Source organism: Pseudarthrobacter lactosi (genome assembly GCF_055412785.1).
The window spans coordinates 477,437-499,645 of sequence record NZ_JBVAYS010000003.1 but is presented as its reverse complement, the minus strand read 5'-3'; the positions used below and the strand labels follow the sequence as shown (position 1 = coordinate 499,645).

Here is a 22,209-nt window from a genome sequence, read left to right as displayed (position 1 = left end):
CATGGCCACGCAACTGGTGACAACTGCCGCAGAGCTCCGTGAAGCGAGTGCCCGGCTGCTCGCGCAGAAGACGGGGAGGTCCCAGGGCCTGGTGCCCACCATGGGCGCGCTGCACGAAGGGCACGCCCGGCTGGCGCGGACCGCGGTCGAACAGAACGACGTAGTGGTGGCGTCCATCTTCGTGAACCCGTTGCAGTTCGGCGATGCGGTGGATCTGGACCGGTACCCGCGGACACTCGACGCCGATCTTGCCCTGCTGGAAGAACAGGGCGTGGACCTCGTGTTTGCGCCGCCGGTGGAAGAGGTCTATCCGGGCGGCGAGCCGCTGGTGCGCGTGACCGCCGGCGCCCTGGGGGAGAAGTGGGAAGGTGCCTCACGGCCGGGCCACTTCGACGGTGCCCTCACGGTGGTTGCCAAGCTGCTGCACTACGGGATCCCTGGCTCAGGGCTTCCGCCGGCCGGTGCTTTTGCCTCCGGAGGCCGGGGACTGCCGGCCTACCGGGCCTATTTCGGGCAAAAAGACGCCCAGCAGCTGGCGCTGGTGCGCCGGATGGTGGCGGACCTGAATTTCCCGGTGGAAATTGTTGCCGTTCCCACTGTCCGCTCCGAGGACGGGCTGGCCCTCTCCAGCCGCAACCGGTTCCTGTCCGACGAGGAACGGGAAGCAGCCCTGGTGTTGTCGCGGGCGCTGCGGCTCCTGGCGGAGCGGGCGGACGCCCACCAGCCGCTTGATCTGGAATCGGCCCAGACCATGGTGGAATCCCAGCCATTGGTGGGACTGGATTATTTCGACGTGGTGGATCCCCGCACCCTTGAGCCGCTGGCCGAAAACTGCCGGAAAGTCCCCTTCCGCGGCGAGGGCCTGGCCATTATCGCGGCCAAAGTGGGGCCGGTCCGGCTTATCGACAACGTGCCGCTGAGCAGCTGATATGTAGCGTCCGGCTCCGGGCGCACAATGCCTCGAATCGCTGTCAGCCTTTCTGTGCATGGGCTATGCTTAATTTGTTGCCCCAGACCCTGGCATCGCCCTATTCGGCGTACTCCAGGAGGACCAATCCAATGATCCGAGCAATTGATGACGGGCTGTCATATCTCGTCAAAGTAAATGACGCGTCCGTCTTGGACTACTATCTAAATTCGGCCGTGGACTTAGCCCGGCCGTATGCAGCCAACACCGGCCTGTGCGGGATTCTGGTGACCCGCCACGCACACGACACCTACACCGTTGCGGTCAGCGAGGCCGTACCTTTCGGAGAGACCCGTGAGCGACACGATCCCTAACGTGGAGGGGGCGATGGCCAACCACATCGCAGCTGACGGAATCACGCCGATCGGATGGCAGTCCTACGACATCATCTACTCGATCCTGGCGGACCCGTCACCGGAGCTGGCTGACGTCAAATGGCGCCTTCGCAGGTGTTTGGCCGCCCACCCGGGCTCACCGGAACGGGCGTTGCAGGCCCACCTGATGGCCACGTCAGAAGTGGTTAATGCCTACGGCCAAAAAAGGCCGGCCTGAGGCCCGGCCATGGACGTTCGGCGGGTTCGCGGCAATATGTATCCTTGAGGTGACAACTCCGCCGTTCCGGTTCAGACTGCAGCCGGATCCTTCACCGCGGGATGATTCAGGGATCAGAGGCTCACCATGGACATTGCTCCCGGCATGGCTGCGGGTGAAGAAGACGTGTGTGCCCCGTACCTGGCGAAGCTGCCCATAACGGGTGCCGCAGTGTCCCTCTTCGGCGGATCCGCCGCGGAGACCTTGGTTTCCGCCAGCGATGAGCTTGCCGCGCGCCTGGACGAACTGCAGTTCAACCTCGGGGAAGGTCCGCGGTGGCGGGCCCTGAAGACCAGGCTCCCCGTCCTGATTCCCGACGCGCAGTCCACCGCCGGCAACGAATGGCCCATGTTCCACAAAGCCATTGCGGGGACAGACGCCGCTGCCCTGTTTGTCTTTCCGCTTGCATTGGGCGCGATCGACGTGGGCGTCGTTGAGCTTTACCGCGCCGTACCTGGGAGCCTGAGCCGTTCAGACGAGTCGTTGGCGGCGGTGCTTGCAGGGCAGACCTCCTGGTACCTCCTGCGCAAGATCCTCACCGTGAGGTCTCCCGATACAGATCCGGCTCTGGAGCCGGCGCTCATGTCGCGACGGGAGATCCACCAGGCCACCGGGATGGTCTTGGCGCAGTCGGGCGCCACAGCGGCCGAGTCCTTACTGCTGTTGCGCGCCCACGCTTTTGCCCATGACCTCACCTTGAAGGAGACAGCCACCGCCGTGCTGGCGCGCACGCTCAGTTTCGACACCACCAATAGTGGGCCGGGCGGACCTGCGCTGCAGTAAAATGGGGCCATGGTAACTAGTACCCGCGCGGAGCGCGTCAGTGTGGCGTTTGTGAAGCTCACGGACACGCTGGTGGCCGACTACGACGTTGTGGACCTCCTGCATACCCTGGTGGAGGAGTCCGTTGGCCTCCTTGACGTCGCGGCCGCGGGTTTGCTGCTCGCCGATCCCAGCGGGCAACTCCAGGTAGTGGCATCCACGAGTGAGCAGAGCCAGCTCGTGGAGGTCCTGCAGCTTGAGGCCGGAGCCGGCCCCTGCGTTGAGTGCTACCTGACCGGGGCAGCAGTTGCAGTTGACGACATTGACGGGCTCACCAAATGGCTGGACTTCCGCAAGGCCGCGCTCTCGCAGGGCTTCCGCTCCGTATACGCGGTGCCCATGCGTGTTCACGGCCGGATCATCGGGGCCATGGGTCTGTTCGGTGCCAGGGAGGGTTTCCTGTCCACCGAGGATGCCGCCATCGGCCAGGCCCTTGCCGACGTCGCCACTATCAGCCTGATGCAGGAACGCACCATCAGGGAAGCGGGACTGGTCAACGAGCAGCTGCAGCTCGCATTGAACACCCGGGTGCTGATCGAGCAGGCCAAGGGCGTCATTGCGCACACCTCCGGGGTTGACATGGACGCCGCGTTCAACCTGCTGCGGAACCATGCACGCGCCAACAGCCAGAGCCTTCAGGTGACGGCCGGGCTCATTGTGGACCGCAGCCTCACGTTGTAAGGCTGCCTCACGTCGTAGGAGAGCCTCACGTTTATAAGGCCCGCCGCTGTCAGGCGGGCGCAGGAACGGGTTGCCCTACGGCGTCGATTCGCCCTACGGGCCACGGTTGAGCATAAGCTGCTGCAGGAGCGCACGTTCGGGCTTGCCCGGGTTCTCGGCGATGCAGCGGCGCAACCTGGCCCTTGCCAGCTCCTCGCCCGGAGCCGTTCCGCGGAGCACTTCGTCGATGATTTCCTGTGCTTGCCACCTTAGGGATTCCCGGGCGAAGTGGCGGACCTCGGCGGACGCGGCGGTACTTTCTATCCACGGGTCAGTGTCATCGCACGGGATAAAATCGTACGTTCGCTCTGCTGACATCGGGGCCTCCTTGCACCTAGCCGACGGGGCCTTAGGATCCCGTCGGAGCCAAAGCAACTGCGTCTGGGAAAACCCTACAGCGAGTAAGACCGGTCTGTCTGCACCTTGGAGTAAACTGGCCCTACGATGATTTCCGACGCAGACCACACTGAAGAACCCGCACTGTCTCCTGCGGATTTACCCGCCGAGGCGGCAGTTCAGCCTGCCGGTTCCCGGGAACGGATCCTGGCTGTGGCCTATGACCTATTTTCCCGCCGCGGCGTGCGGGACGTGGGTGTTAATGAACTGATCGAACGTTCCGGCGTGGCCAAGGCAACGTTTTACCGGCACTTCCCGTCCAAGGATGCACTGGTCCTGGCCTTCCTGGAGCAGCGCGACCAGATATGGACAGTTGATGCCATCGTTGGCCAGGCCAAGCTGCGCGGCACCACCCCCACCGAACAACTGTTGGCCATCTTCGACGTCTTCGGCGACTGGTTCCTGCGCGACGACTTCGAGGCCTGCTCCTTCATTAACATCCTGCTGGAAATGGGCCCGGCCCATCCGCTGGGCCTGGCCAGCATCGATTACCTGGCAAGGATCAGGGGCCATGTGCAGGCCCTCGCGGAGCAGGCCGGGTTGGACCGCCCTGAGGATTTCGCCCGGTCGTGGCACATCCTTATGAAGGGGTCCATCGTCTCAGCCACCGAAGGCGACACCCAGGCGGCGAAGCGGGCCCAGCAGATGGCCGGCTGGCTGATCGAGCACCACCGCAGCTAACCCGCCGGGAAAAGCGTATCCACAACCGCCCGCGTCAGATCGTGGATCATTTCGGTGCGCTGGGCCTCATCAGTGCTGTCGGCGCCTTCCGTGAAGATCACCACCGCATATGTTGTCCCGCCATGTCCCAGAAGGGCCGCGTCATGGAGGGCTCCGCCCAGCTGGCCGTATTTGTGATAAACGGTTATGCCGGGCCCCGAGGCCGCGGGAATCAGTTCCTCGTTGTTGGTAGCCTGCATGTACCCCAGCAATTGCGCGGTATTGCTGGGGTTGAGCAGTTGCCCAGCGTAAAGCTTCGTCAGGACCAACGCCACTTCACCGGGCGTCAGCAGGTTGTCTTCGGGATCGTAGGCTATGCCAATCGAGGCGGCGTACTGGATCAGCCGCTGGTAGCCAAGCCTTCCCATCAACAGAAGCCAGGAGTCATTGTTGCTTCTGTTGATCATGGCTTTGAGCTGGAAGGCGGCCGTGTAGTTCCCCAACGTGTCATCGAGTCGGGCTTCGCCGGTCTCCACAAGCTTGAAGTATGCCACTGCCGTGATGAGCTTGGCGGTGCTGGCCGCAGCGAAGGCCCCCGTATCCCCAAAGGTGCGGATCGCTCCGCCCGCCGTATCCGCGACGGCCACGCCAACGCGGTAGCCGGATGCGAGGCTGATGATCCTCGCAGGGCTCCCGTCTTCGGCCTCCGAACTCAACTCGGCCATGGCGCCAACTGGCCCGGTTCCGGCGAAGGCGGCATTCACGGTTCCTGGGATCCCTTCCGAGCGGATCACTGCTGACGTGACGGCAACCAGCAAGACCAGCAAAGCGGTAGCCATCGGAAGAACCAGGAACAGCTGGTCTCGGCCTGCGCGGTGGTAGTGGCGTCCTGCCGCATAGGCGGGGGAATGCAGGTGCAACTGGGGCTCCTGTCTGACCGCTCGCGCGGTCGAACATCACAAAGGCCCCAGCCCCGACTCATAACCAAGTTCGCTGATTAAACCACGCCGGCTGGCCAAAGAGACCGCTCAGAAAATGCGTGCCGAAGAAAGTTTCCTGTGTCCCGGAATTAGTCCGGACGGTAGAGTGTTGGAATCTGCAGCGACGATGCTCGCGCAACACTTCATACGTACTCCCTGAGGGAACACCCATGTCTACAGAAGTCTCTTCGAACGCCGCCGGCGACCCCGCGCAGGCCATCGAATCCAAGGCGGCGGCGCCGAAGTCCTCCGCGCCGGAGAAGATGTCCCGCGAGTCGGTGACCATTATCGCCACCTTGCTCGTGGCGACCTTTGTGGTGATCCTGAACGAGACCATCATGAATGTTGCCCTGCAGCGATTGATGGTTGACCTTAACGTGGACGCGCCCACCGTGCAGTGGCTCTCCACCGGCTTTATGCTCACCATGGCCGTGGTCATCCCCACCACCGGGTTCATCCTCCAAAGCCTGTCCACGCGGGCTGTTTTTATGCTGGCCATGGGACTGTTCGCCGGCGGCACCGCCCTGGCGGCGGTGGCTCCGGGTTTTGAGATCCTGCTTCTGGCACGCATCGTCCAGGCCGGCGGCACAGCCATCATGCTTCCGCTGCTGATGACCACCATCCTTACCCTCGTCCCGCTGGCCAAACGCGGCGCCGTCATGGGCAACGTCAGTATCGCCATCTCCGTGGCGCCGGCCATGGGGCCGACTGTCTCCGGGCTGATCCTGGAGCACTTCACCTGGCGCTTTATGTTTGTCTTTGTCCTGCCGGTCGCCCTGGCCGCGCTGGCCATCGGCGCCAAGTACCTCACCAACGTGGGTGAAACCGAGAAGACCAAGCTCGACTTCCTCTCCGTGCTCCTCACCGTTCCTGCCTTCGGCGGCCTGGTGTACGGCCTCAGCCAGATCGGCGGCGGCCACGGCGGCCAAAGCGGTCCGAGCACCGTGGCCATCGCCGCGTTGGTCATCGGCGTCGCCAGCCTGACGGTCTTTGTGCTCCGCCAGCTCCGGCTGCAGAAGGCCGAAGCCCCGCTGCTGGACCTCCGCGCCTTCAACTTCAGGATGTTCACGGTTTCCGTGCTGCTGATGGTGGTGGCCATGATGGCGCTGTTCGGCGGCGTGATCCTGCTGCCGCTCTACCTGCAGGAAATCCGCGGTCTGGGTTCGCTGGAAACGGGTCTCGCGCTGCTTCCGGGCGGCCTGGCGATGGGACTGTTGGGCCCGTTCATCGGCCGGCTGTTCGACAAAGTGGGCCCGCTGCCGCTCACCGTTACCGGTTCCGTGCTGATGGTGCTGGCGCTGTGGCAGTTCTCAATGCTCGACGCCGGCACCCCGGTATGGTGGATCGTCACCCTCCACGTGGGGCTCAGTTTCGGCCTGGCGCTGCTGTTCACGCCGGCATTTACCACCGGCCTGAATCCCCTGCCGCCGCATCTCTACTCGCACGGCTCGGCGATTATGAGCACCGCCCAGCAGGTGGCCGGCGCCGCCGGCACGGCGCTGCTGGTATCCATCTTCGCCGTGGTTTCGGCCGCGTCGGGTCTCGTTGCCGGCATGAGCGCAGCGTTCCTGACCGCAACCGCCATAGCCCTCGCCGCCGTCGTACTTTCCGCGATGATGCGTAAAACAGAAGGTGCCGCCCCCGGCCACGGCGCCCACTAGCGGACACCTCGTCCGCCACGCCCCTCGCCTTAGGCGCGAACGTACACTTGAGGCCCTGTTTTCCAAGGAAAACAGGGCCTCAAGTGTACGTTCGCGCTGATTGGTGGCGTGGGTGTTGATTAGCCGGCGAAGAAATCGCTGAGTTCGGTGATGAGCTTGTCCGGGGCGCGGAGGACGCCGTCGTGGCCGGCCCCCTGCAGGATGGTGTAGCTGGAGCCGGACAGGACATCGTGGATCTGGCCGCAGGCGACGCCGAAGTACGCGGGGCTCTTCTCGCCCACAACAATCAGCGTTTCCAGGGGCAGCTCCTGGAACGGCTCGGCCGGCATGTCCGCTGCGATAATCGCCTTGACTTCCCGGACGCCGGTACGCATCAGCTCGCGCATCTGCTTGCCCACGTGGGTGCCGGCGGTGAGCTTGTTGGCGATGGTGAGCATGGACAGCGGCATCCGTGAGAAGGCACCGGTCTCCAGGCCCTTGGTGAGGACGGCCAGGGCGCGGCCGTCGTCCCCGGCGGCCGTGGCGCGTTCGTATTCAGCAGTCCAGTCGGCCTTCACGCTGTGGTTCACGGACACCGCGGGGTCATACACGGCCAGCCGCTCCACCGGAAGGGTGCGGGCCGCGTGCAGGGCCACGGCGCCGCCGAAGCTGTGGCCAAAGACGTCCGTGCTGGAGGTGTGTCTCATCACGGCGTCCAGGTCCCGGATGTCCGCGTCCAGCGTGTAATCGTCGGCCTGCGGCGAGGACGAACCGCGGCCGCGGCGGTTGAACGTGTGCACGGGGCGGCCCAACGCAGCGCTGAGTTTCTGGGCGAACTTTGTGTAGTCGGCCGCGGTCACCATGGAGGCCGGGACCACAACCACGCCGGAACCGGCGGACGCCAGTTCAGCACCCGTGGAGAAGAGCTCCAGGGTGCCGCCGTCGGGGGTCTTGATGTTCTCGCTCGTCATGCTCCGAGCCTAGCCGAGCAACCTGCGGAAAGCCTTAGCCCTTGAAGTATTCCGCGATGTCAGTGACAAGTTCCTTTACCGCGGCTGGGATGGAGCCGTGGAAGCCCTTGGGGGAGAGCTCGAACGTGCTCCCCGGGACGGCCGCGTGAAGGCGCTGGGCCGTGACCTTGTAGTAGCTCGGGCTCTTGCCACCCACCATGAAGTGCGTGTTGGCGGGCAGGATGGCGAAGTTCCTGGCATGCTCGGCTTCGTCGTACGCGGCCCGCAGTTCGCCCACGCCGGTGGGCATCAGCTCCCGGAGCATCTTGTTCACCCTCGTGCGGGACACCAAGGCCATCAGCCCTGCAAGCACAGGCTCGGGGATCTTTGAGAGCGCGGTGCCCGGCTGCATGCCCCTTTTCATTCGGGCCATGGCGTGCGCCACCTGGCCGGCGTTCACCGCGGCCTCGAACTCGTCCAGCCAGGACATGTCGATGCTGCCGTCGATGTTGACCGCGGCGTCGTAGACCGCCAGCCTGTCGGGTTCGTAGGACGTGCCCACGAACTCCTGGACGGCGTTCAGCGCCACCGATCCGCCCAGGCTGTGGCCCAGGAGGTTACGGGCGCCCGTGGCATCCATGACCGCACGGACATCGGCGATTTCCGTGGCCATGGAGTAATCCGCCGGCTGCTCGGTGGAGTTGCCCCTCCCGCGCCGGTCATAGACATCAACGGCCCACCCGGCGCCCAGCCCATCGGCCAAAGCCATCGAGAACGGCCGGTAGATCAGGGCCGTCAGGAAGGCCCCGCCGATGACCACCACGCGGCGCTCGCCCGGCGCATCCTCGGTTCCGTAGCTGTAGACAGCCAGCCTGCCGCCGTCGAGCGTGGGGACTTCCTGTTCTTTCACGCTCCCCATCCTAGGCGCGCCCCCTTCAGGCAAGGCGCCCTACCGTCGCCTCCCCAGCTTCCGGTCCTGGCCGTCGCTGCCGTTGATGAACCGGGCAATCCGCACGGCCAGTCCCTTGCCGGGGCGGATGGGTCCTTCATGCAGCTGGCCGGGGACCACCTGGAAGTTGATGGATGGCACGGCGGCCGCCAGTTGCCGGGCTGTTTCGGCAAAATACGCCGGACTCCAGCCGCCGCTGAGCATCAGGATGGGGGTGGTGAGGGAGGTGAAATTCTCCAGTTCGGCGTCGGCGTCGAGCACGGCACGCATTTCGGTGACGGCCGTGGGCAGCAGTTCTCGCATCTCCGCGCCCAGGTTGGTCCTGGCGGAGAGAATGCTCAGCATCCGGAGCGCGCCGAGCGGGAGGTAGGACAGCGGACCCGCCGTGGCCAGGCCCTGGACCAGGTGCGCCCAGGCATGGTTAAGCTGGCCCGCGGTGACGGCATCCTCAAGCTCCGGCCGCCAGCGGTGGCTCAGGTTGCCGGACAGCGACACCGCGGCGTCATAGGTCACCAGGCGGCCCACGGGCAGCGTCCGGGCCGCCTGCAATGCCACGAAGCCGCCGTAGCTGTGGGCCACCACGTCCTTGGAGCCGGTCTGGCGCATTACCGCCGCAAGGTCGCCAACCTCCGTCTCCACCGAGTAGTCCTCCGGCTGCGGGGCCGAACCCGCCCTGCCGCGGCGGTTGTAGCAGTGCACCGGCCGGCCCAGCAGGACGCTGAGCTTCCGGGCAAAAGGCCGGTAGAGGGCGTCGGTGACCAGAGTGCCGTGGATGAGTACGACGCCGGGAGGTCCCGCCGTCGTCGACGGGTCCAGTCCTGCGGGGGTGCGGAACGAGTGCACGTCGAGGTGCCCGCCGTCCTCCGCTTCAACTTTCCACGTCTCCACAGCCCGAGTCTATGCCTGGGCGTCCGCCGGGAGCCGGTGACGCGAACTCCCGGTAAACTTGGGGATTGTGACTTCCCAAAACACCCCCACCCCAAAAAATGCCCCAGAGCCGCTCGACGCCAGCGAGCAGATGCGCATCCGCATGGACAAGCGCGCCAAGCTGATCGAGCGCGGCACCGAGGCATATCCGGTGGGTGTGGAACGCACGCATTCCCTCACGGAGATCCGCGAAAAGTACGCGCACCTTGAGGCTGATGACACCACCGGCGACGTTGTGGGCGTCACCGGCCGCGTGGTTTTTGTCCGCAATACCGGCAAGCTCTGCTTCGCCACGCTCCAGGAAGGCGGCGTTGACGGCAAGGGCACCCGGCTCCAGGCGATGCTCAGCCTTGCCAACGTGGGCGAGGAAGCGCTCGCGGACTGGAAGTCGCTGGTGGACCTGGGCGACCACGTGTTCATCAAGGGCGAAGTGATTTCCTCTCGCCGCGGCGAGCTGTCCGTGATGGCCGAGTCCTGGTCCATGGCTTCCAAGGCACTGCGCCCGCTACCGGTGCTGCACGCGGAACTGAATGAGGAAACCCGCGTGCGCCAGCGTTACGTGGACCTGATGGTTCGCGACGAAGCCAGGGAGATGGTCTACACCCGCGCGGCGATTACCCGTTCCATCCGCGAGAGCCTGCACCGCCACAGCTACGTCGAGGTGGAAACCCCCATCCTGCAGTTGGTCCACGGCGGCGCCCTGGCCCGTCCGTTCGAGACGCACATGAACGCGTTCGACCAGAAAATGACCCTTCGCATTGCCACTGAGCTTTACCTCAAGCGCGCCGTGGTGGGCGGGATCGATCGCGTCTACGATATGGGCCGCGTTTTCCGCAACGAAGGCGTGGACTCCACCCACAGCCCCGAATTCACCACCCTTGAGTGCTACGAAGCCTGGGCTGACCAGTTCGTCATGGCCGAGCGCATCAAGGAGATCATCCTCGACGCCGCGGACGCCGTGGGTGTGGGCCGCACCCTCCAGACCGAAGCGGGGGAGATCAACCTCGACGGCGACTGGGCCTGGGTTTCGGTCTACCCGGGACTGTCCGACGCCGTTGGCCAGGAAGTCACGCCGGACACTTCGCTTGAGGTGCTGCGCGAAATTGCCGCCAAGCACGAGGTCAAGGTGGACCCGAAATGGGACGCAGAGAAGCTGGCCGTGGAATTGTTCGGCGAAATCGTTGAGCCCACGCTGCTGAACCCCACCTTCGTGTACGACTACCCGCCGTCTGCCCAGCCGCTGGCCCGCCCGCACCGGACTGACGGCCGGCTGATCGAGGCCTGGGACCTCATCATCGGCGGCATGGAACGCGGCACGGCCTTCTCCGAGCTGATCGACCCCGTCATCCAGCGCGAGCGGCTGACCGAACAGTCGCGGCACGCTGCCGCGGGCGATGACGAGGCCATGCAGCTGGACGAGGACTTCCTCCGGGCCCTCGAATACGGTGCACCGCCCATGGGCGGCATCGGCCTGGGTATTGACCGGCTGGTGATGCTGTTCACCGGCGCAGGCATCCGCGAAACCATCCTTTTCCCGCTCCTGAAGCCCGAAGGCCACTGACCATGGAATATGTAGCCGTACTCCTGCCCTCGCTGGTGGTTGGCCTGCTTTTTTGGTTTGCCATGAAATCCATCTTCAATGCCGATAAGTCCGAGCGTAAGGCCGAAGCGCAGGCCCAGGCCGAGGCGGAATCGCGTTCCGCCGCGCCCTTGAACGAACAGAACCCCGAATCGGACAAATAGTTCGAAAGAGATTTCTGCGGACTCCTGTGGATATCCACAGGAACGATTGGACGCTTTGACGCGTTGCCATAAAGAGGTTCATACTTTTAATAGGAACATCCTCATTTTCTGACAACCGAACCTTTCCAAGAGGAAGACATATTTAATGGCACAGAAAGTAAACATCATCCTCGTCGATGATCTGGATGGGGGATCTGCGGACGAAAACGTCCGTTTTGGCCTCGATGGGGTCAGCTATGAAATCGATCTGTCCTCGGCCAACGCGGCTGAGCTCCGCTCTGCCTTGGAGCGCTTTGTCGCAGCCGGGCGCAAGACCTCGGCCGGCAGGGCCACCCGCACCAAACCGGCTGCAGGCCCCCGCGCCAACGACTCCGCACAGATCCGCCAGTGGGCAAGGGATAACGGCTACACGGTTAACAGCCGCGGCCGAATTCAGGCTGAAATCCAGGAAGCCTACCAAAAGGCAAATTCCTGACCCACGCATCTCCAACGGCGTAATAGGCCCTGTCTTCACCTTCGGGTGGGGGCAGGGTTTTTTGATGCCAATTGTGAATGCGCAAAGACGGACTCGCGTAAACGCAGACCCTTGGTGGCTAACGCCCTCCGGGCGCACGGTTGGGCTAATCGCCGCGCAATTTCCTTGGAATGAGCCGGTGATTCGGTTTGAGCTTCCGGTCTGGGACGCCGGCTCGAATTAGCCCGCCTCGTATTTTGCGAAGGGAATGTCTGGAATTAGCGGGTCTCGGAGATTTGTGGCAGTCCTGGCGGCGCTGTTCGACTTCCGGAATCGCCGTTTAGGCCAAGGCAAGGTTCACGGCTGACCCACGCTGCCCAGGCAACGCTGAGCGCGACCAGCGCGGCCAGCGACAACCACGTGCGGTGGATGTTCCACCGCGTCCACCGGCGTTCGAACGATTTCCTGGCTGCCGCAGAGTCATTGGAGCTGGAGCCGCACTGGCCCACGAAAGGGCTGTTGAGCCCGCTAATGCGAGGAAGGCGCCGACGAAGCTCAGCGCAAACACCGGATTCTGGATTGCGGTGTTGATCCGGGACATGGCCCTGACAAATGTCGCATCATCCGTGGCGCGCAGCCCCGGCATCACCGAGCAGGCGTAGGAGTAGTAGAGCCCACCGATCCCGGCGAGGGCTATAGTCGCGGCGGTCATGAGCAGGGTGATGGCTTCCATGACGTTCTCCTTGCTTGAGGTTCTTGCATTGATCCAAGCGGTGCAGGGTGACGGGAGTTGAACACGTCATGTTTCCCCTGTGGCGAACACGCTCCCCAAGAGGGGGTCTGCCACGTAGCATCAAAGTACGTCGTAGCTAGGAGTGTGGCGAAATGTTTGAGCGATTTACGGACCGTGCCCGTCGCGTAGTTGTGCTTGCCCAAGAAGAGGCACGCATGCTGAACCACAATTACATTGGTACCGAACACATCCTCTTGGGTCTGATCCATGAAGGTGAGGGCGTTGCCGCCAAAGCTCTTGAGTCCTTGAGCATTTCGCTCGACGGCGTGCGCGAGCAGGTACAGGAGATCATCGGCCAGGGCCAGCAGGCCCCGTCCGGTCACATCCCCTTCACCCCACGCGCCAAGAAAGTGCTGGAACTCTCGCTGCGCGAAGCCTTGCAGCTGGGCCACAACTACATCGGCACGGAGCACATCCTGCTGGGACTCATCCGCGAGGGTGAGGGTGTTGCCGCCCAGGTGCTGGTGAAGCTCGGCGCAGACCTTAACCGGGTCCGCCAGCAGGTCATCCAGCTGCTCTCCGGCTACCAGGGCAAGGAAACCACCGGCGCTGGCGTCGGTCCGGGCCAGCCCGAAGGCACTCCCGCCGGCTCCGTGGTCCTGGACCAGTTCGGCCGCAACCTCACCCAGGCTGCGCGCGAGAACAAGCTGGACCCGGTGATCGGACGCGAATCCGAGATGGAACGCGTGATGCAGGTCCTTTCGCGCCGCACCAAGAACAACCCTGTCCTGATCGGTGAGCCCGGCGTCGGCAAGACCGCCGTCGTCGAAGGCCTCGCGCAGGCGATTGTCCGCGGCGACGTCCCGGAAACCATCAAGGACAAGCAGCTGTACACCCTGGACCTCGGTTCACTGGTGGCCGGCTCCCGGTACCGCGGTGACTTCGAAGAGCGCCTGAAGAAGGTCCTCAAGGAAATCCGCACCCGCGGCGACATCATCCTCTTCATCGACGAGATCCACACGCTTGTGGGTGCCGGCGCTGCTGAAGGTGCCATCGATGCTGCGTCCATCCTGAAGCCCATGCTGGCCCGCGGAGAACTGCAGACCATCGGTGCCACCACCCTGGATGAGTACCGCAAGCACATCGAGAAGGACGCCGCGCTGGAGCGCCGCTTCCAGCCGATCCAGGTCAAGGAGCCCTCCGTCGCGCACGCGATTGAGATCCTCAAGGGCCTGCGTGACCGCTATGAGGCGCACCACCGTGTCACCATCACCGACGGCGCCCTCGCCTCGGCCGCGAACCTCGCCGAGCGCTACATCTCGGACCGCTTCCTGCCGGACAAGGCCATCGACCTGATCGATGAGGCCGGTGCACGGTTGCGGATCCGCCGGATGACCGCCCCGCCGGAACTGAAGGCCATGGATGAGCGGATTGCCAAGCTGAAGATGGAGAAGGAATCCGCCATCGACGCCCAGGACTTCGAAGGCGCAGCTTCGCTCCGGGACAAGGAGCAGAAGCTCATCACCGAGCGCTCCGAGAAGGAACGCCACTGGAAGTCCGGCGGCATGGACGATATCTCTGAGGTTGATGAGGATCTCATCGCCGAAGTGTTGGCAAACTCCACCGGCATCCCGGTCTTCAAGCTGACCGAGGAAGAGTCCTCGCGCCTGCTGAAGATGGAAGACGAACTGCACAAGCGTGTGGTGGGCCAGAACGAGGCCATCAGGTCCCTGTCCCAGGCCATCCGCCGTACCCGTGCAGGCCTGAAGGACCCCAAGCGTCCGGGCGGCTCGTTCATCTTCGCCGGCCCCACCGGCGTCGGCAAGACCGAACTTGCCAAGGCCCTGGCCGAGTTCCTGTTCGGCGAAGAGGATGCCCTCATCACGCTGGACATGTCCGAGTACTCGGAGAAGCACACAGTCTCGCGGCTCTTCGGTGCCCCTCCGGGCTACGTGGGCTACGAAGAGGGCGGGCAGCTCACCGAGAAGGTCCGCCGTCGTCCGTTCTCCGTGGTCCTGTTCGACGAAGTGGAGAAGGCGCACGCCGACCTCTTCAACTCACTCCTGCAGATTCTGGAAGACGGCCGCCTGACCGACTCCCAGGGCCGCGTGGTGGACTTCAAGAACACCGTGATCATCATGACCACCAACCTGGGCACCCGGGACATCTCCAAGAGCGTTGCCACCGGCTTCCAGTCCGGCACGGACACCCAGACCGGCTACAACCGGATGCGTGCCCGTGTGACGGAGGAGCTCAAGCAGCACTTCCGTCCGGAGTTCCTGAACCGTGTGGATGACGTTGTGGTGTTCCCGCAGCTCACCCAGGACGAGATCATCGAGATCGTGGACATGTTCGTCGGCCGCCTGGAGAAGCGCCTCAAGGACAAGGACATGGGCATCGAGCTCACCACCGCGGCCAAGGTTCTCCTGGCAACCCGCGGCTACGATCCCGCAATGGGTGCCCGGCCGTTGCGCCGCACCATCCAGCGCGAAATCGAGGACCAGCTCTCAGAGAAGATCCTGTTCGGCGAGATCCACGCCGGCGACATCGTTGTAGTGGACGTGGATGGCGAAGGCGACGACGCCAAGTTCACGTTCGCCGGCAACGCCAAGCCGCTCATCCCGGAGATCGCTCCCAGCGTCTAAGGCAAGACAGTCAAGGCCCCGTCACTCCCCACAGGAGCGGCGGGGCCTTTGCGATTGGCGGGCCCCAGCCCAGTAGGAGCGCCCTCAGCCACCCCTCTGCCACCGTAGGATTGTGGAGTGACTGACTCCGATTCCTTCCGCATCCGTTCCGCACGTACCAGTGACGTGGCCGCCATCAAGGGCCTCGTGGCGCCGTTGGCTGAGCAGCGGATCCTGATGGCAAAAGAGACGGTGGCCTATTACGAGAGCCTCCAGGAATTCCGGATAGCAGAGGCCGACGACGGCGAAGTCATCGGCTGCGGCGCGCTGCACGTTATGTGGGAGGACCTCGCTGAAGTCCGCACGCTAGCCGCGTCGGATGCATGGCGCGGCAAGGGCGTGGGGCACGTGCTCGTGGAAAGCCTGCTGGCCGAAGCCCGTGAACTGGGGGTGACACGGGTTTTTTGCCTCACGTTCGAGGTGGATTTCTTCAAGCGCCACGGCTTCGAGGTCATGGCCGACCAGACAGCAGTGGACCCGGTGGTCTACTCCGAGCTGCTGCGCTCCCATGACGAAGGCGTTGCCGAGTTCCTGGACCTGGCGCGGGTCAAGCCCAACACCTTGGGCAATACCCGGATGATCAAGACCCTCTAAACCCCTCCCAATAAGCCGCCCGGGCCACCGCGGCCAGAAGTCAACCGTGACAAAAATAGCTTTAAGTCGAATTGATGGATAAACTATCAGGGTTGCAGTGTGGGGCCTGCCGTAAGGGACAGTCATTGGGGGCTGTCCCTTACCGCTTCCACCGAATCGCCGCAGGCTACCGGACTTTGTGCGGCGGTAGTAGGGTCAAAGTGCATCCTCCAGGAAGCACCCACAACCCAGGAGTTCTGCCATGAAAAAGCTCATCAACGATCCCCGCTCCGTGGTTGACGAATCCGTCGAGGGATTCGGTCTGGCCCACGCGGGACTCGTCACGGTCACCGCCGATCCGAAGTACGTCACGCGCAAAGACGCGCCAGTGGCCGGAAAAGTCGGACTCGTTTCCGGCGGGGGAAGCGGCCACGAGCCGCTCCACGCCGGTTTTGTCGGTCTGGGAATGCTCGACGCCGCCGTGCCGGGGGCGGTGTTCACCTCGCCGACTCCGGACCAGATTCTTCCGGCGACGCTCGCCGTAAACTCGGGGGCCGGCGTCGTCCATATCGTGAAAAACTACACCGGCGATGTCCTGAACTTTGAGACCGCCGCGGAACTGGCGCAGGCCGAAGGTGTGGACATCCGTACGGTCCTGGTGAATGACGACGTCGCGGTGGAGGACTCCCTGTATACGGCGGGGCGCCGCGGGGTGGCTGGCACCGTGCTCGTGGAGAAAATCGCGGGCGCTGCGGCTGAACGGGGCGACAATCTCGATGCCGTGGCCGCGATCGGCGACCGCGTCAACAGCAACGTCCGCACCATGGGGGTCGCGCTGTCCGCGTGCACAGTGCCGCATGCCGGAACGCCCAGTTTCGACCTGGAGGATGATGAAATCGAGATCGGCATCGGCATCCACGGCGAGCCCGGCCGGCACAAAATCCCGATGGAGAACGCGGACGGCATCACCGACCGTTTGCTTGGCCCAGTCCTCAGCGATCTGGGCATCACCGGCGGCGAGAAAGTCCTGCTGTTCGTCAACGGCATGGGCGGCACGCCCCTGAGCGAGCTGTACATCGTCTACCGCCGCGCAGCCCAGGTGATCGCAGAACGCGGGGCCGTCGTCGAACGTTCGCTGGTGGGAAACTACATCACCGCCCTGGAAATGCAGGGCTGCTCCATCTCCGTGCTGCGGCTCGACGATGAACTGACGCAGTTGTGGGACGCGCCGGTGCACACCGCGGCCCTGCGCTGGGGCGTGTGACCGTGGTCCTGGACGTGAACTGGGCCGTCAGGTGGCTGACGCTGTGCGCCCAGGCCATGGCGGAAAATCGGGTATGGCTCATCGAACTGGACCGTGCCATCGGGGACTCTGACCACGGCGAGAACATGGACCGCGGCTTCCAGGCCGTGCTGGACAAACTGGCCGAAGCGCCGCCGGAGACGCCCGGCGCGGCGCTGAAGCTGACTGCCATGACGCTGATGTCCAAGGTGGGTGGCGCCGCCGGACCCTTGTATGGAACCGCGTTCCTGCGCGCCTCCACCGCTCTGGGAGACGCGGCCGAGATTGATCCGGGTCGCCTTGCCGAAGCGCTCGTGGCTGCCCGCGACGGGATCGTGGCCCGGGGCAAGGCCGAGTCCGGCGACAAGACCATGGTTGACGCCTGGACGCCCGCCGCTGAGGCAGCGCAGACCGCCGCCGCAGACGGTGCGGGCACCGTCGTTGGAGTTCTGGTGGCCGCCGCCGAGGCAGCCGAAGCCGGCGCCCTGGCAACCGATCCGCTGGTGGCCCGCAAAGGCCGCGCCAGTTACCTGGGGGAGCGGAGTGCTGGCCACCGCGATCCGGGCGCCGCCTCCAGCGCACTTATTCTCCGCGCCGCCGTTGGGGCAGCAGCGTGACAGTTCGCTTGGTGGTGGTGTCCCATAGCGAAAAGATCGCCGACGGCGCCGTGGAGCTGGCCGCCCAGATGGCGCCTGACGTCGTCATCCTCGCCGCCGGGGGCACCGCCGACGGCCGGATCGGAACGAGCCTGGAGAAAGTCATGTCGGCCCTGGACAAGGCGGCCGGCGGCGATGGCGTGGTGGTCCTGACAGATCTGGGATCTGCCGTGATGACGGCGGAGTCGGCCCTGGAACTCGTGGACGAGCCCGCCGGTGTCCTCCTGGCAGACGCGCCGCTGGTGGAAGGCCTTGTAGCTGCCGCAGTGGCCGCACAGGGCGGCGCCGATGCGAAGGCAGTCAAACGTGCCGCCGAAGCGGTCTACGGATTGGGACCGGACGTGGCGGCTGCTCCTCCCGTGCTGGCCGCAAGTACTGTCACCGAGGGGCCCGTCACCGGTCCGGGTCCGGACTTCACCGGCGATTTCGAGCTGGTGAATGAGGCCGGCATGCACGCCCGTCCGGCCGCCAAGATCGCGGGCGGCCTGGCGTCCCTCAACGCCGAAGTCACGGTCAACGGCGTGGACGGCGCCTCAATGACATCCCTGATGACCCTGGCGGCAGGCAAGGGATCCATGCTCCACATCGAGGCGTGGGGGCCCGACGCCGAGCGCGCGCTGAACTACGTTGGCGGCCTGGTGCAGGCGGGCTTCGGCGAGCCGTAGGGCCGGCTGCTATTTAACCTGGGGGTGGCGGCGGGGGACGAACTTGTGGTTGTCCACGAGCAGGTACGTGCCGGCTCCCATCAGGAGGAAGCCGCCAACGCCGATGACGATGATCTGCGTGCTGACGCCGACAATAAGCAACACGAGGCCGAACAGGCATGCGATGGCGCCGAAGTAGGTGCGGCGCCCAAACCTCACCCCCACGGAGCCGGATGAGAGTTCCTCGGCGAGCCTCGGATCGTCAGCCGCCAGGCCCGATTCCAGCTCCTCGAGCTGTTTCCGCTCCCGATCTGAAAGTGGCATCGAAACCCCTTCCTGGCGGCAAAACCTGTTGTAAATCAACGTCGCCGATGCTAGTAATACAGACCGTAGAAGTGTCCTCAGTGGAAGTCAAGGGGTGGCCTGGCGGGCCCAACATGCCCGCCAAACAGCCCAACCGGAGAGCGTCGTCAAAGGTCACGCGGCTTGCCGCAACCCGTCGGGGTCGAGCACTACAGAGGCGGTGACAAACCGCCCGCACTGCTCCCCGTAGGGGAAGGCGCCGCGGGGCCGGAAATTCAGTGTGCGTACAGGGAGAGCCGATCCGTCCGGAGTAACACCGGTTGCAGTCAGCGCCATCGGGGCCTCCGTGAGGGACTCCAGCATCAGCATCCCGATCATGGTCCCGTCCGGGGAAGCCGTGGCAGAGCAGACACCGTCCGGTGTGCAGCCCTGGTCAATTGAAGCAGTGCCGGGGAAAAGCTCGACGGCGGCTTCTTTGCAGACGCCGTCCTGACAGGCCTTGAGGCGCAGTGACCCCACCTGCGCCACGTACTCCCGCGCCACGGTCAGGGAGACCGCCGACGCCTGGGCGATCATCGGGCACGGCGTAGGGGCGGGATAGTAGTAGTAGCAACCGGAGGTGAGTGCCGCCGTCGCCATCAGTGCGAAAAGTACCCGGGTTTTGCCCATACTTCAGCGTAAATCCGGGGCCGGAGGCCGGCGGCGCTACCAGGAAAGTGATGCAAACATTGTTATGGCTGTGGCTCCGAAGATCACCATAATGAGACCCGTCGCCAGCCGGCCCCTTGCAACGATAAAGACCGGGAGGGTCGATTCGGCGGGGTTGGCCGGGTTGTAGACCACTGGGATGTGGGCGCCGATGATCGCCTGGTCCTGGCTGTAGATATCGGACTGTCCCAGCCAGCGCTTGCCGCCGGCATCCGCGAATTCATACGACGGCGCAAACCGGTTCCTGCCGTTGCTCGCGGGTCCGTCGGTGCCGTGCAGGTTTCCAGTGACGGTGGCCGAAGCCTCCTGCCACCCCGCCATGGAGCGTTTCCGGCGGAGGGACGCGGCCAGGGACAGCCCCATCAGGATCAGTCCGGCGGCAAGGAAAAGACCGGGCAGTACGACGAACAGCAGTTTCAGGGAGTCCATGGTTCAGCCCAGCGGGAAGTTGCCGGCGACCCAGAATAGCAGCAGAGCGAAAAATGCGAAGACCGGCATCAGGCACCCGATCACCATTTTGGATTCGGACGCCACCTGGAACGACTGGTTGGGATTCGCCGGGTTGTAGGCCACAGGCAGGGGCGAGCCCGGTGCCTGCTGGTTGGCGTACGAAACCTCGGATTCGCCCGCGTACAGGGTCCCGTGGGGGTCGGCGAACTGGTAGGTGGGGTAGAAGCGCCGGCTCCGCGTTGAGCCGCCTCCACCATGTGTCCAGCCCGCCACGTTGCCAGTGACGGTCGCCTGCACCTTTGGCCAGCCGGCGATCAGTTTTTCCTGCCGTTTGGTTTTCCGCAGTGAGCGGACCAGCGCAAAAATGACACCCGCAACAAACAGCGCCCAGATGACGTACAACACGATTCTCATGAATTTCCCCCGGTTCGAGTCACCAGAAAGTATGCCATCCAGGGGGCGGGCCACCCTAAAGACGCCTCACGCCGGCAGCCGGTAACCGCCCTGGTGCAGTTCGGCCAGCCCGTCGCCAAGGAGGCCGGCAATGGCACGTTCGAGTTGTTCGGGCGCGGAGTTCAGGCGGTGCAATGCGGACAGCGGCACGCCGATTCCGTCCGCCGCGAAGCCCAGGTCAGCAGGCTCCCGCTGGAACATTTCCGCCGGCACCGGTGCGTCCGCGAGCCGCAGAACAGCCATCACGGCGCCCCGGACCTGCCGGTCGGTGCCGTGCCACGCCTGTCCTTTGGGAACGTACGACGGCGGCGGCTCGCCGGCTGCCAGCCACGCACAGGAGTCCCGCACCGGGCAGTCCGCGCACTTGGGCGCCCGCGCCGTGCAGACCAGCGCCCCCAGCTCCATGACCGCAGCGTTCCAGCGCACGGAGGTCCCGACGTCGTCCGGCAGCAGCTCCGCCGCAAGCCGCATCTCTGCGGCGTTCAGGGATGGCGAGGGGAGCGCAACGCCGGAAACCAGGCGCGCGTGCACACGCCGGATGTTGGTGTCCACCACAGTCTCCCGGTGTCCGAAGGCAAAGGCGGCAACGGCGGCGGCCGTGTAGCTGCCCACACCGGGCAGGGCTAGGAGCTCCGTGTAGTCGCCGGGGACCTCGCCGGCGTGGTCGCGGACGATGGCTGCGGCGGCCGCGTGCAGGCGGAGGGCGCGGCGGGGGTAGCCGAGCCTGCCCCAGGAGCGTACGGCTTCCCCTGCGGACTCTCCGGCGAGCCCAGCAGGGGTGGGCCAGCGCTCAAGCCATTCCCGCCAGACCGGCAAAACCCGCACCACGGGGGTCTGCTGCAGCATGATCTCGCTGACCAGGACTCCCCACGGTGAGCAGTGGGGTTCGCGCCAGGGCAGGTCCCGTGCCGTCTCCGCAAACCAGCTGGTGATCCTGCCGTGCAGGGCGGTGAGCTGGTCGGGGCGGAGTCCGTTTGTGCCGGACAGAGCCGTGACTAAGGCGCCGTCCGCGGGCATGGCTGGGGAAAGGGTCATAGCGTCGATCCCAACACTGTAGTGGATTCCTGGGAGCCCACGCGAAGATTCCCGCCGGCAAACTGTGACCTTAGCGTTGGCCGGGGGACCGGCGTGGTGGGACGGCAGAATCCGGCGGGTTCTTTAGCCTAGAAGGATGGGCAGGCAAGGCAATTCATCAGCGCGCAATGCGGCATCCGCATCCGGTTCCCGGGGCGGTTCCGGCGCTACCCGGCAGCCGAGTGCGGCCGTATACCGCCGCCGTCGGCTTTTTGTGGGAACAGCCCTGCTGATGGCGGTGGCGCTCACCTTCGGTGGCCTTGCGGTGGCCGGTGCTTTCAGCGGCACCGAGCCGGCATCCTCCACCGGCGGCGCCACCGAATCCGCCCCCGCCCCCGGCGCATCGCCGTCGGAAACTGCGGTGAGCGAACCCACCCCCACGCCCACGCCGTCCTGCAGCCAAAACCTGGTGACAGTGTCCGCCTCGACGGACAAAGCCGCCTACGGCCCCGATGAGAACCCGCTGCTCACCCTGAAGGTGACCAACGGCGGAACCATGCCCTGTGAGGTGAACATCGGAACGTCCCAGATGGAGTTCCTGGTGACCAGCGGCGCGGACAGGATCTTCTCGTCCAAGGACTGCCAGGCCAAAAGCGAAGACCTGGTGAAGACGATCGCCCCGGGCGCCAGCGAGACGGCGAACTTCCCGTGGGCCCGCAACCGCACGCTGGAAGGCTGCAGCGCCGTCGAGGCTAAGCCGGGGGCCGGCGGGGCGTACTACATTTTCACGGCCAAGCTCGGCTCCAGGGCCAGCCCCAAGGCCGTGTTCCAGCTCAACTAATCCGCCGTACCGCCGGTGGGTGGGCCCACGCCGGCAGGGTTCCCTGGCCGAGCTTGCGAGGCGAGGGCG

At 64.9% G+C, this 22,209-nt stretch carries 26 protein-coding genes; 15 read left to right on the top strand and 11 right to left on the bottom strand.

Going from position 1 to position 22,209, the window contains the following annotated elements; genetic code table 11:
* The first annotated feature begins 1 nt into the window (after nucleotide 1).
* The 4 genes from ACZY0Q_RS15850 (at nucleotide 2) to ACZY0Q_RS15835 (ending at nucleotide 3,061) form a co-directional block, all read left to right on the top strand.
* Nucleotides 2-928 carry a 4-phosphopantoate--beta-alanine ligase gene (locus ACZY0Q_RS15850; RefSeq protein WP_463918274.1) on the top strand — a complete coding sequence of 309 codons (927 nt, stop codon included), beginning with the start codon at nucleotides 2-4 and terminating at the stop codon, nucleotides 926-928.
* A 333-nt stretch (nucleotides 929-1,261) separates the two neighbouring features.
* Entirely contained in the window at nucleotides 1,262-1,519 is a 258-nt protein-coding gene (locus ACZY0Q_RS15845; protein WP_463918272.1) for a hypothetical protein, read from the top strand.
* A gap of 126 nt (nucleotides 1,520-1,645) precedes the next feature.
* On the top strand, nucleotides 1,646-2,341 hold the full coding sequence (locus ACZY0Q_RS15840) for a GAF and ANTAR domain-containing protein (RefSeq protein ID WP_463918270.1): 696 nt from the start codon (nucleotides 1,646-1,648) through the stop codon (nucleotides 2,339-2,341).
* 9 nt (nucleotides 2,342-2,350) lie between these two features.
* On the top strand, nucleotides 2,351-3,061 hold the full coding sequence (locus ACZY0Q_RS15835; RefSeq protein ID WP_463918269.1) for a GAF and ANTAR domain-containing protein: 711 nt from the start codon (nucleotides 2,351-2,353) through the stop codon (nucleotides 3,059-3,061).
* Between the two features lie 93 nt (nucleotides 3,062-3,154).
* On the opposite strand, the gene ACZY0Q_RS15830 is transcribed toward ACZY0Q_RS15835, so the two are convergent.
* Nucleotides 3,155-3,418 carry a hypothetical protein gene (locus tag ACZY0Q_RS15830; RefSeq protein ID WP_463918267.1) on the bottom strand — a complete coding sequence of 88 codons (264 nt, stop codon included), beginning with the start codon at nucleotides 3,416-3,418 and terminating at the stop codon, nucleotides 3,155-3,157.
* 126 nt (nucleotides 3,419-3,544) lie between these two features.
* Here ACZY0Q_RS15830 and ACZY0Q_RS15825 point away from each other — a divergent pair, with 126 nt between their 5' ends.
* Nucleotides 3,545-4,177 (top strand): TetR/AcrR family transcriptional regulator, encoded by a 633-nt coding sequence (locus ACZY0Q_RS15825; protein ID WP_463918265.1) that lies wholly within the window; start codon nucleotides 3,545-3,547, stop codon nucleotides 4,175-4,177.
* Here the strand turns inward: ACZY0Q_RS15825 and ACZY0Q_RS15820 are convergent.
* Nucleotides 4,174-5,076, bottom strand: a complete 903-nt coding sequence (locus ACZY0Q_RS15820) for a serine hydrolase (protein WP_463918263.1) — start codon at nucleotides 5,074-5,076, stop codon at nucleotides 4,174-4,176. The genes ACZY0Q_RS15825 and ACZY0Q_RS15820 overlap by 4 nt on opposite strands.
* A 230-nt stretch (nucleotides 5,077-5,306) precedes the next feature.
* On the opposite strand from ACZY0Q_RS15820, the gene ACZY0Q_RS15815 reads away from it, so the two are divergent.
* Nucleotides 5,307-6,797 (top strand): DHA2 family efflux MFS transporter permease subunit, encoded by a 1,491-nt coding sequence (locus tag ACZY0Q_RS15815; RefSeq protein ID WP_463918261.1) that lies wholly within the window; start codon nucleotides 5,307-5,309, stop codon nucleotides 6,795-6,797.
* A gap of 119 nt (nucleotides 6,798-6,916) precedes the next feature.
* Here ACZY0Q_RS15815 and ACZY0Q_RS15810 read toward each other — a convergent pair whose 3' ends face one another.
* From ACZY0Q_RS15810 to ACZY0Q_RS15800, 3 genes are read right to left on the bottom strand one after another with little or no spacing between them, the layout of a single operon-like run.
* A complete protein-coding gene (locus ACZY0Q_RS15810) occupies nucleotides 6,917-7,747 on the bottom strand; it encodes an alpha/beta fold hydrolase (RefSeq protein ID WP_463918259.1) in 831 nt (276 codons plus the stop codon).
* 34 nt (nucleotides 7,748-7,781) lie between these two features.
* The gene (locus ACZY0Q_RS15805) at nucleotides 7,782-8,645 is read right to left on the bottom strand and encodes an alpha/beta fold hydrolase (protein WP_463918258.1); all 864 of its coding nucleotides are present in this window, start codon (nucleotides 8,643-8,645) and stop codon (nucleotides 7,782-7,784) included.
* A gap of 30 nt (nucleotides 8,646-8,675) precedes the next feature.
* Nucleotides 8,676-9,563 carry an alpha/beta fold hydrolase gene (locus ACZY0Q_RS15800; protein WP_463918257.1) on the bottom strand — a complete coding sequence of 296 codons (888 nt, stop codon included), beginning with the start codon at nucleotides 9,561-9,563 and terminating at the stop codon, nucleotides 8,676-8,678.
* A gap of 67 nt (nucleotides 9,564-9,630) precedes the next feature.
* Between ACZY0Q_RS15800 and lysS the strand changes: the two genes are divergently transcribed.
* The 3 genes from lysS to ACZY0Q_RS15785 all read left to right on the top strand — a co-directional run bounded on the left by lysS (nucleotide 9,631) and on the right by ACZY0Q_RS15785 (nucleotide 11,820).
* Complete coding sequence (lysS, locus tag ACZY0Q_RS15795; protein ID WP_463918256.1) at nucleotides 9,631-11,163, top strand: lysine--tRNA ligase; 1,533 nt, start codon at nucleotides 9,631-9,633, stop codon at nucleotides 11,161-11,163.
* Between the two features lie 2 nt (nucleotides 11,164-11,165).
* Nucleotides 11,166-11,345, top strand: a complete 180-nt coding sequence (locus ACZY0Q_RS15790; protein WP_463918255.1) for a hypothetical protein — start codon at nucleotides 11,166-11,168, stop codon at nucleotides 11,343-11,345.
* 145 nt (nucleotides 11,346-11,490) lie between these two features.
* Nucleotides 11,491-11,820 carry a histone-like nucleoid-structuring protein Lsr2 gene (locus ACZY0Q_RS15785; protein WP_463918253.1) on the top strand — a complete coding sequence of 110 codons (330 nt, stop codon included), beginning with the start codon at nucleotides 11,491-11,493 and terminating at the stop codon, nucleotides 11,818-11,820.
* A gap of 319 nt (nucleotides 11,821-12,139) precedes the next feature.
* Here the strand turns inward: ACZY0Q_RS15785 and ACZY0Q_RS15780 are convergent, their stop codons facing one another.
* The gene (locus ACZY0Q_RS15780; RefSeq protein ID WP_463918251.1) at nucleotides 12,140-12,532 is read right to left on the bottom strand and encodes an anthrone oxygenase family protein; all 393 of its coding nucleotides are present in this window, start codon (nucleotides 12,530-12,532) and stop codon (nucleotides 12,140-12,142) included.
* 152 nt (nucleotides 12,533-12,684) lie between these two features.
* On the opposite strand from ACZY0Q_RS15780, the gene ACZY0Q_RS15775 reads away from it, so the two are divergent.
* The 5 genes from ACZY0Q_RS15775 to dhaM all read left to right on the top strand — a co-directional run bounded on the left by ACZY0Q_RS15775 (nucleotide 12,685) and on the right by dhaM (nucleotide 18,392).
* A complete protein-coding gene (locus ACZY0Q_RS15775) occupies nucleotides 12,685-15,177 on the top strand; it encodes an ATP-dependent Clp protease ATP-binding subunit (RefSeq protein WP_463918249.1) in 2,493 nt (830 codons plus the stop codon).
* 117 nt (nucleotides 15,178-15,294) lie between these two features.
* Nucleotides 15,295-15,810, top strand: a complete 516-nt coding sequence (locus ACZY0Q_RS15770) for an amino-acid N-acetyltransferase (RefSeq protein WP_463918248.1) — start codon at nucleotides 15,295-15,297, stop codon at nucleotides 15,808-15,810.
* 241 nt (nucleotides 15,811-16,051) lie between these two features.
* The gene (gene dhaK / locus ACZY0Q_RS15765; RefSeq protein WP_463918247.1) at nucleotides 16,052-17,053 is read left to right on the top strand and encodes a dihydroxyacetone kinase subunit DhaK; all 1,002 of its coding nucleotides are present in this window, start codon (nucleotides 16,052-16,054) and stop codon (nucleotides 17,051-17,053) included.
* A gap of 2 nt (nucleotides 17,054-17,055) precedes the next feature.
* Nucleotides 17,056-17,688 (top strand): dihydroxyacetone kinase subunit DhaL, encoded by a 633-nt coding sequence (dhaL, locus tag ACZY0Q_RS15760; RefSeq protein WP_463918675.1) that lies wholly within the window; start codon nucleotides 17,056-17,058, stop codon nucleotides 17,686-17,688.
* Entirely contained in the window at nucleotides 17,685-18,392 is a 708-nt protein-coding gene (gene dhaM, locus ACZY0Q_RS15755; RefSeq protein ID WP_463918245.1) for a dihydroxyacetone kinase phosphoryl donor subunit DhaM, read from the top strand. Before dhaL ends, dhaM begins: the two co-directional genes overlap by 4 nt.
* 9 nt (nucleotides 18,393-18,401) lie before the next feature.
* On the opposite strand, the gene ACZY0Q_RS15750 is transcribed toward dhaM, so the two are convergent.
* The 5 genes from ACZY0Q_RS15750 to ACZY0Q_RS15730 form a co-directional block, all read right to left on the bottom strand.
* Nucleotides 18,402-18,695, bottom strand: a complete 294-nt coding sequence (locus ACZY0Q_RS15750; protein WP_463918243.1) for a DUF3040 domain-containing protein — start codon at nucleotides 18,693-18,695, stop codon at nucleotides 18,402-18,404.
* Nucleotides 18,696-18,848: 153 nt separating this feature from the next.
* Entirely contained in the window at nucleotides 18,849-19,343 is a 495-nt protein-coding gene (locus ACZY0Q_RS15745) for a hypothetical protein (protein WP_463918241.1), read from the bottom strand.
* A 36-nt stretch (nucleotides 19,344-19,379) separates the two neighbouring features.
* Nucleotides 19,380-19,811, bottom strand: a complete 432-nt coding sequence (locus ACZY0Q_RS15740; RefSeq protein WP_463918240.1) for a DUF3592 domain-containing protein — start codon at nucleotides 19,809-19,811, stop codon at nucleotides 19,380-19,382.
* Between the two features lie 3 nt (nucleotides 19,812-19,814).
* Complete coding sequence (locus tag ACZY0Q_RS15735; protein ID WP_463918238.1) at nucleotides 19,815-20,246, bottom strand: DUF3592 domain-containing protein; 432 nt, start codon at nucleotides 20,244-20,246, stop codon at nucleotides 19,815-19,817.
* Between the two features lie 66 nt (nucleotides 20,247-20,312).
* On the bottom strand, nucleotides 20,313-21,302 hold the full coding sequence (locus tag ACZY0Q_RS15730; protein WP_463918674.1) for an HhH-GPD family protein: 990 nt from the start codon (nucleotides 21,300-21,302) through the stop codon (nucleotides 20,313-20,315).
* A 154-nt stretch (nucleotides 21,303-21,456) separates the two neighbouring features.
* On the opposite strand from ACZY0Q_RS15730, the gene ACZY0Q_RS15725 reads away from it, so the two are divergent.
* Nucleotides 21,457-22,140, top strand: coding sequence for a hypothetical protein (locus ACZY0Q_RS15725; protein ID WP_463918236.1), 684 nt, complete (start codon nucleotides 21,457-21,459; stop codon nucleotides 22,138-22,140).
* Nucleotides 22,141-22,209 lie beyond the last annotated feature (69 nt).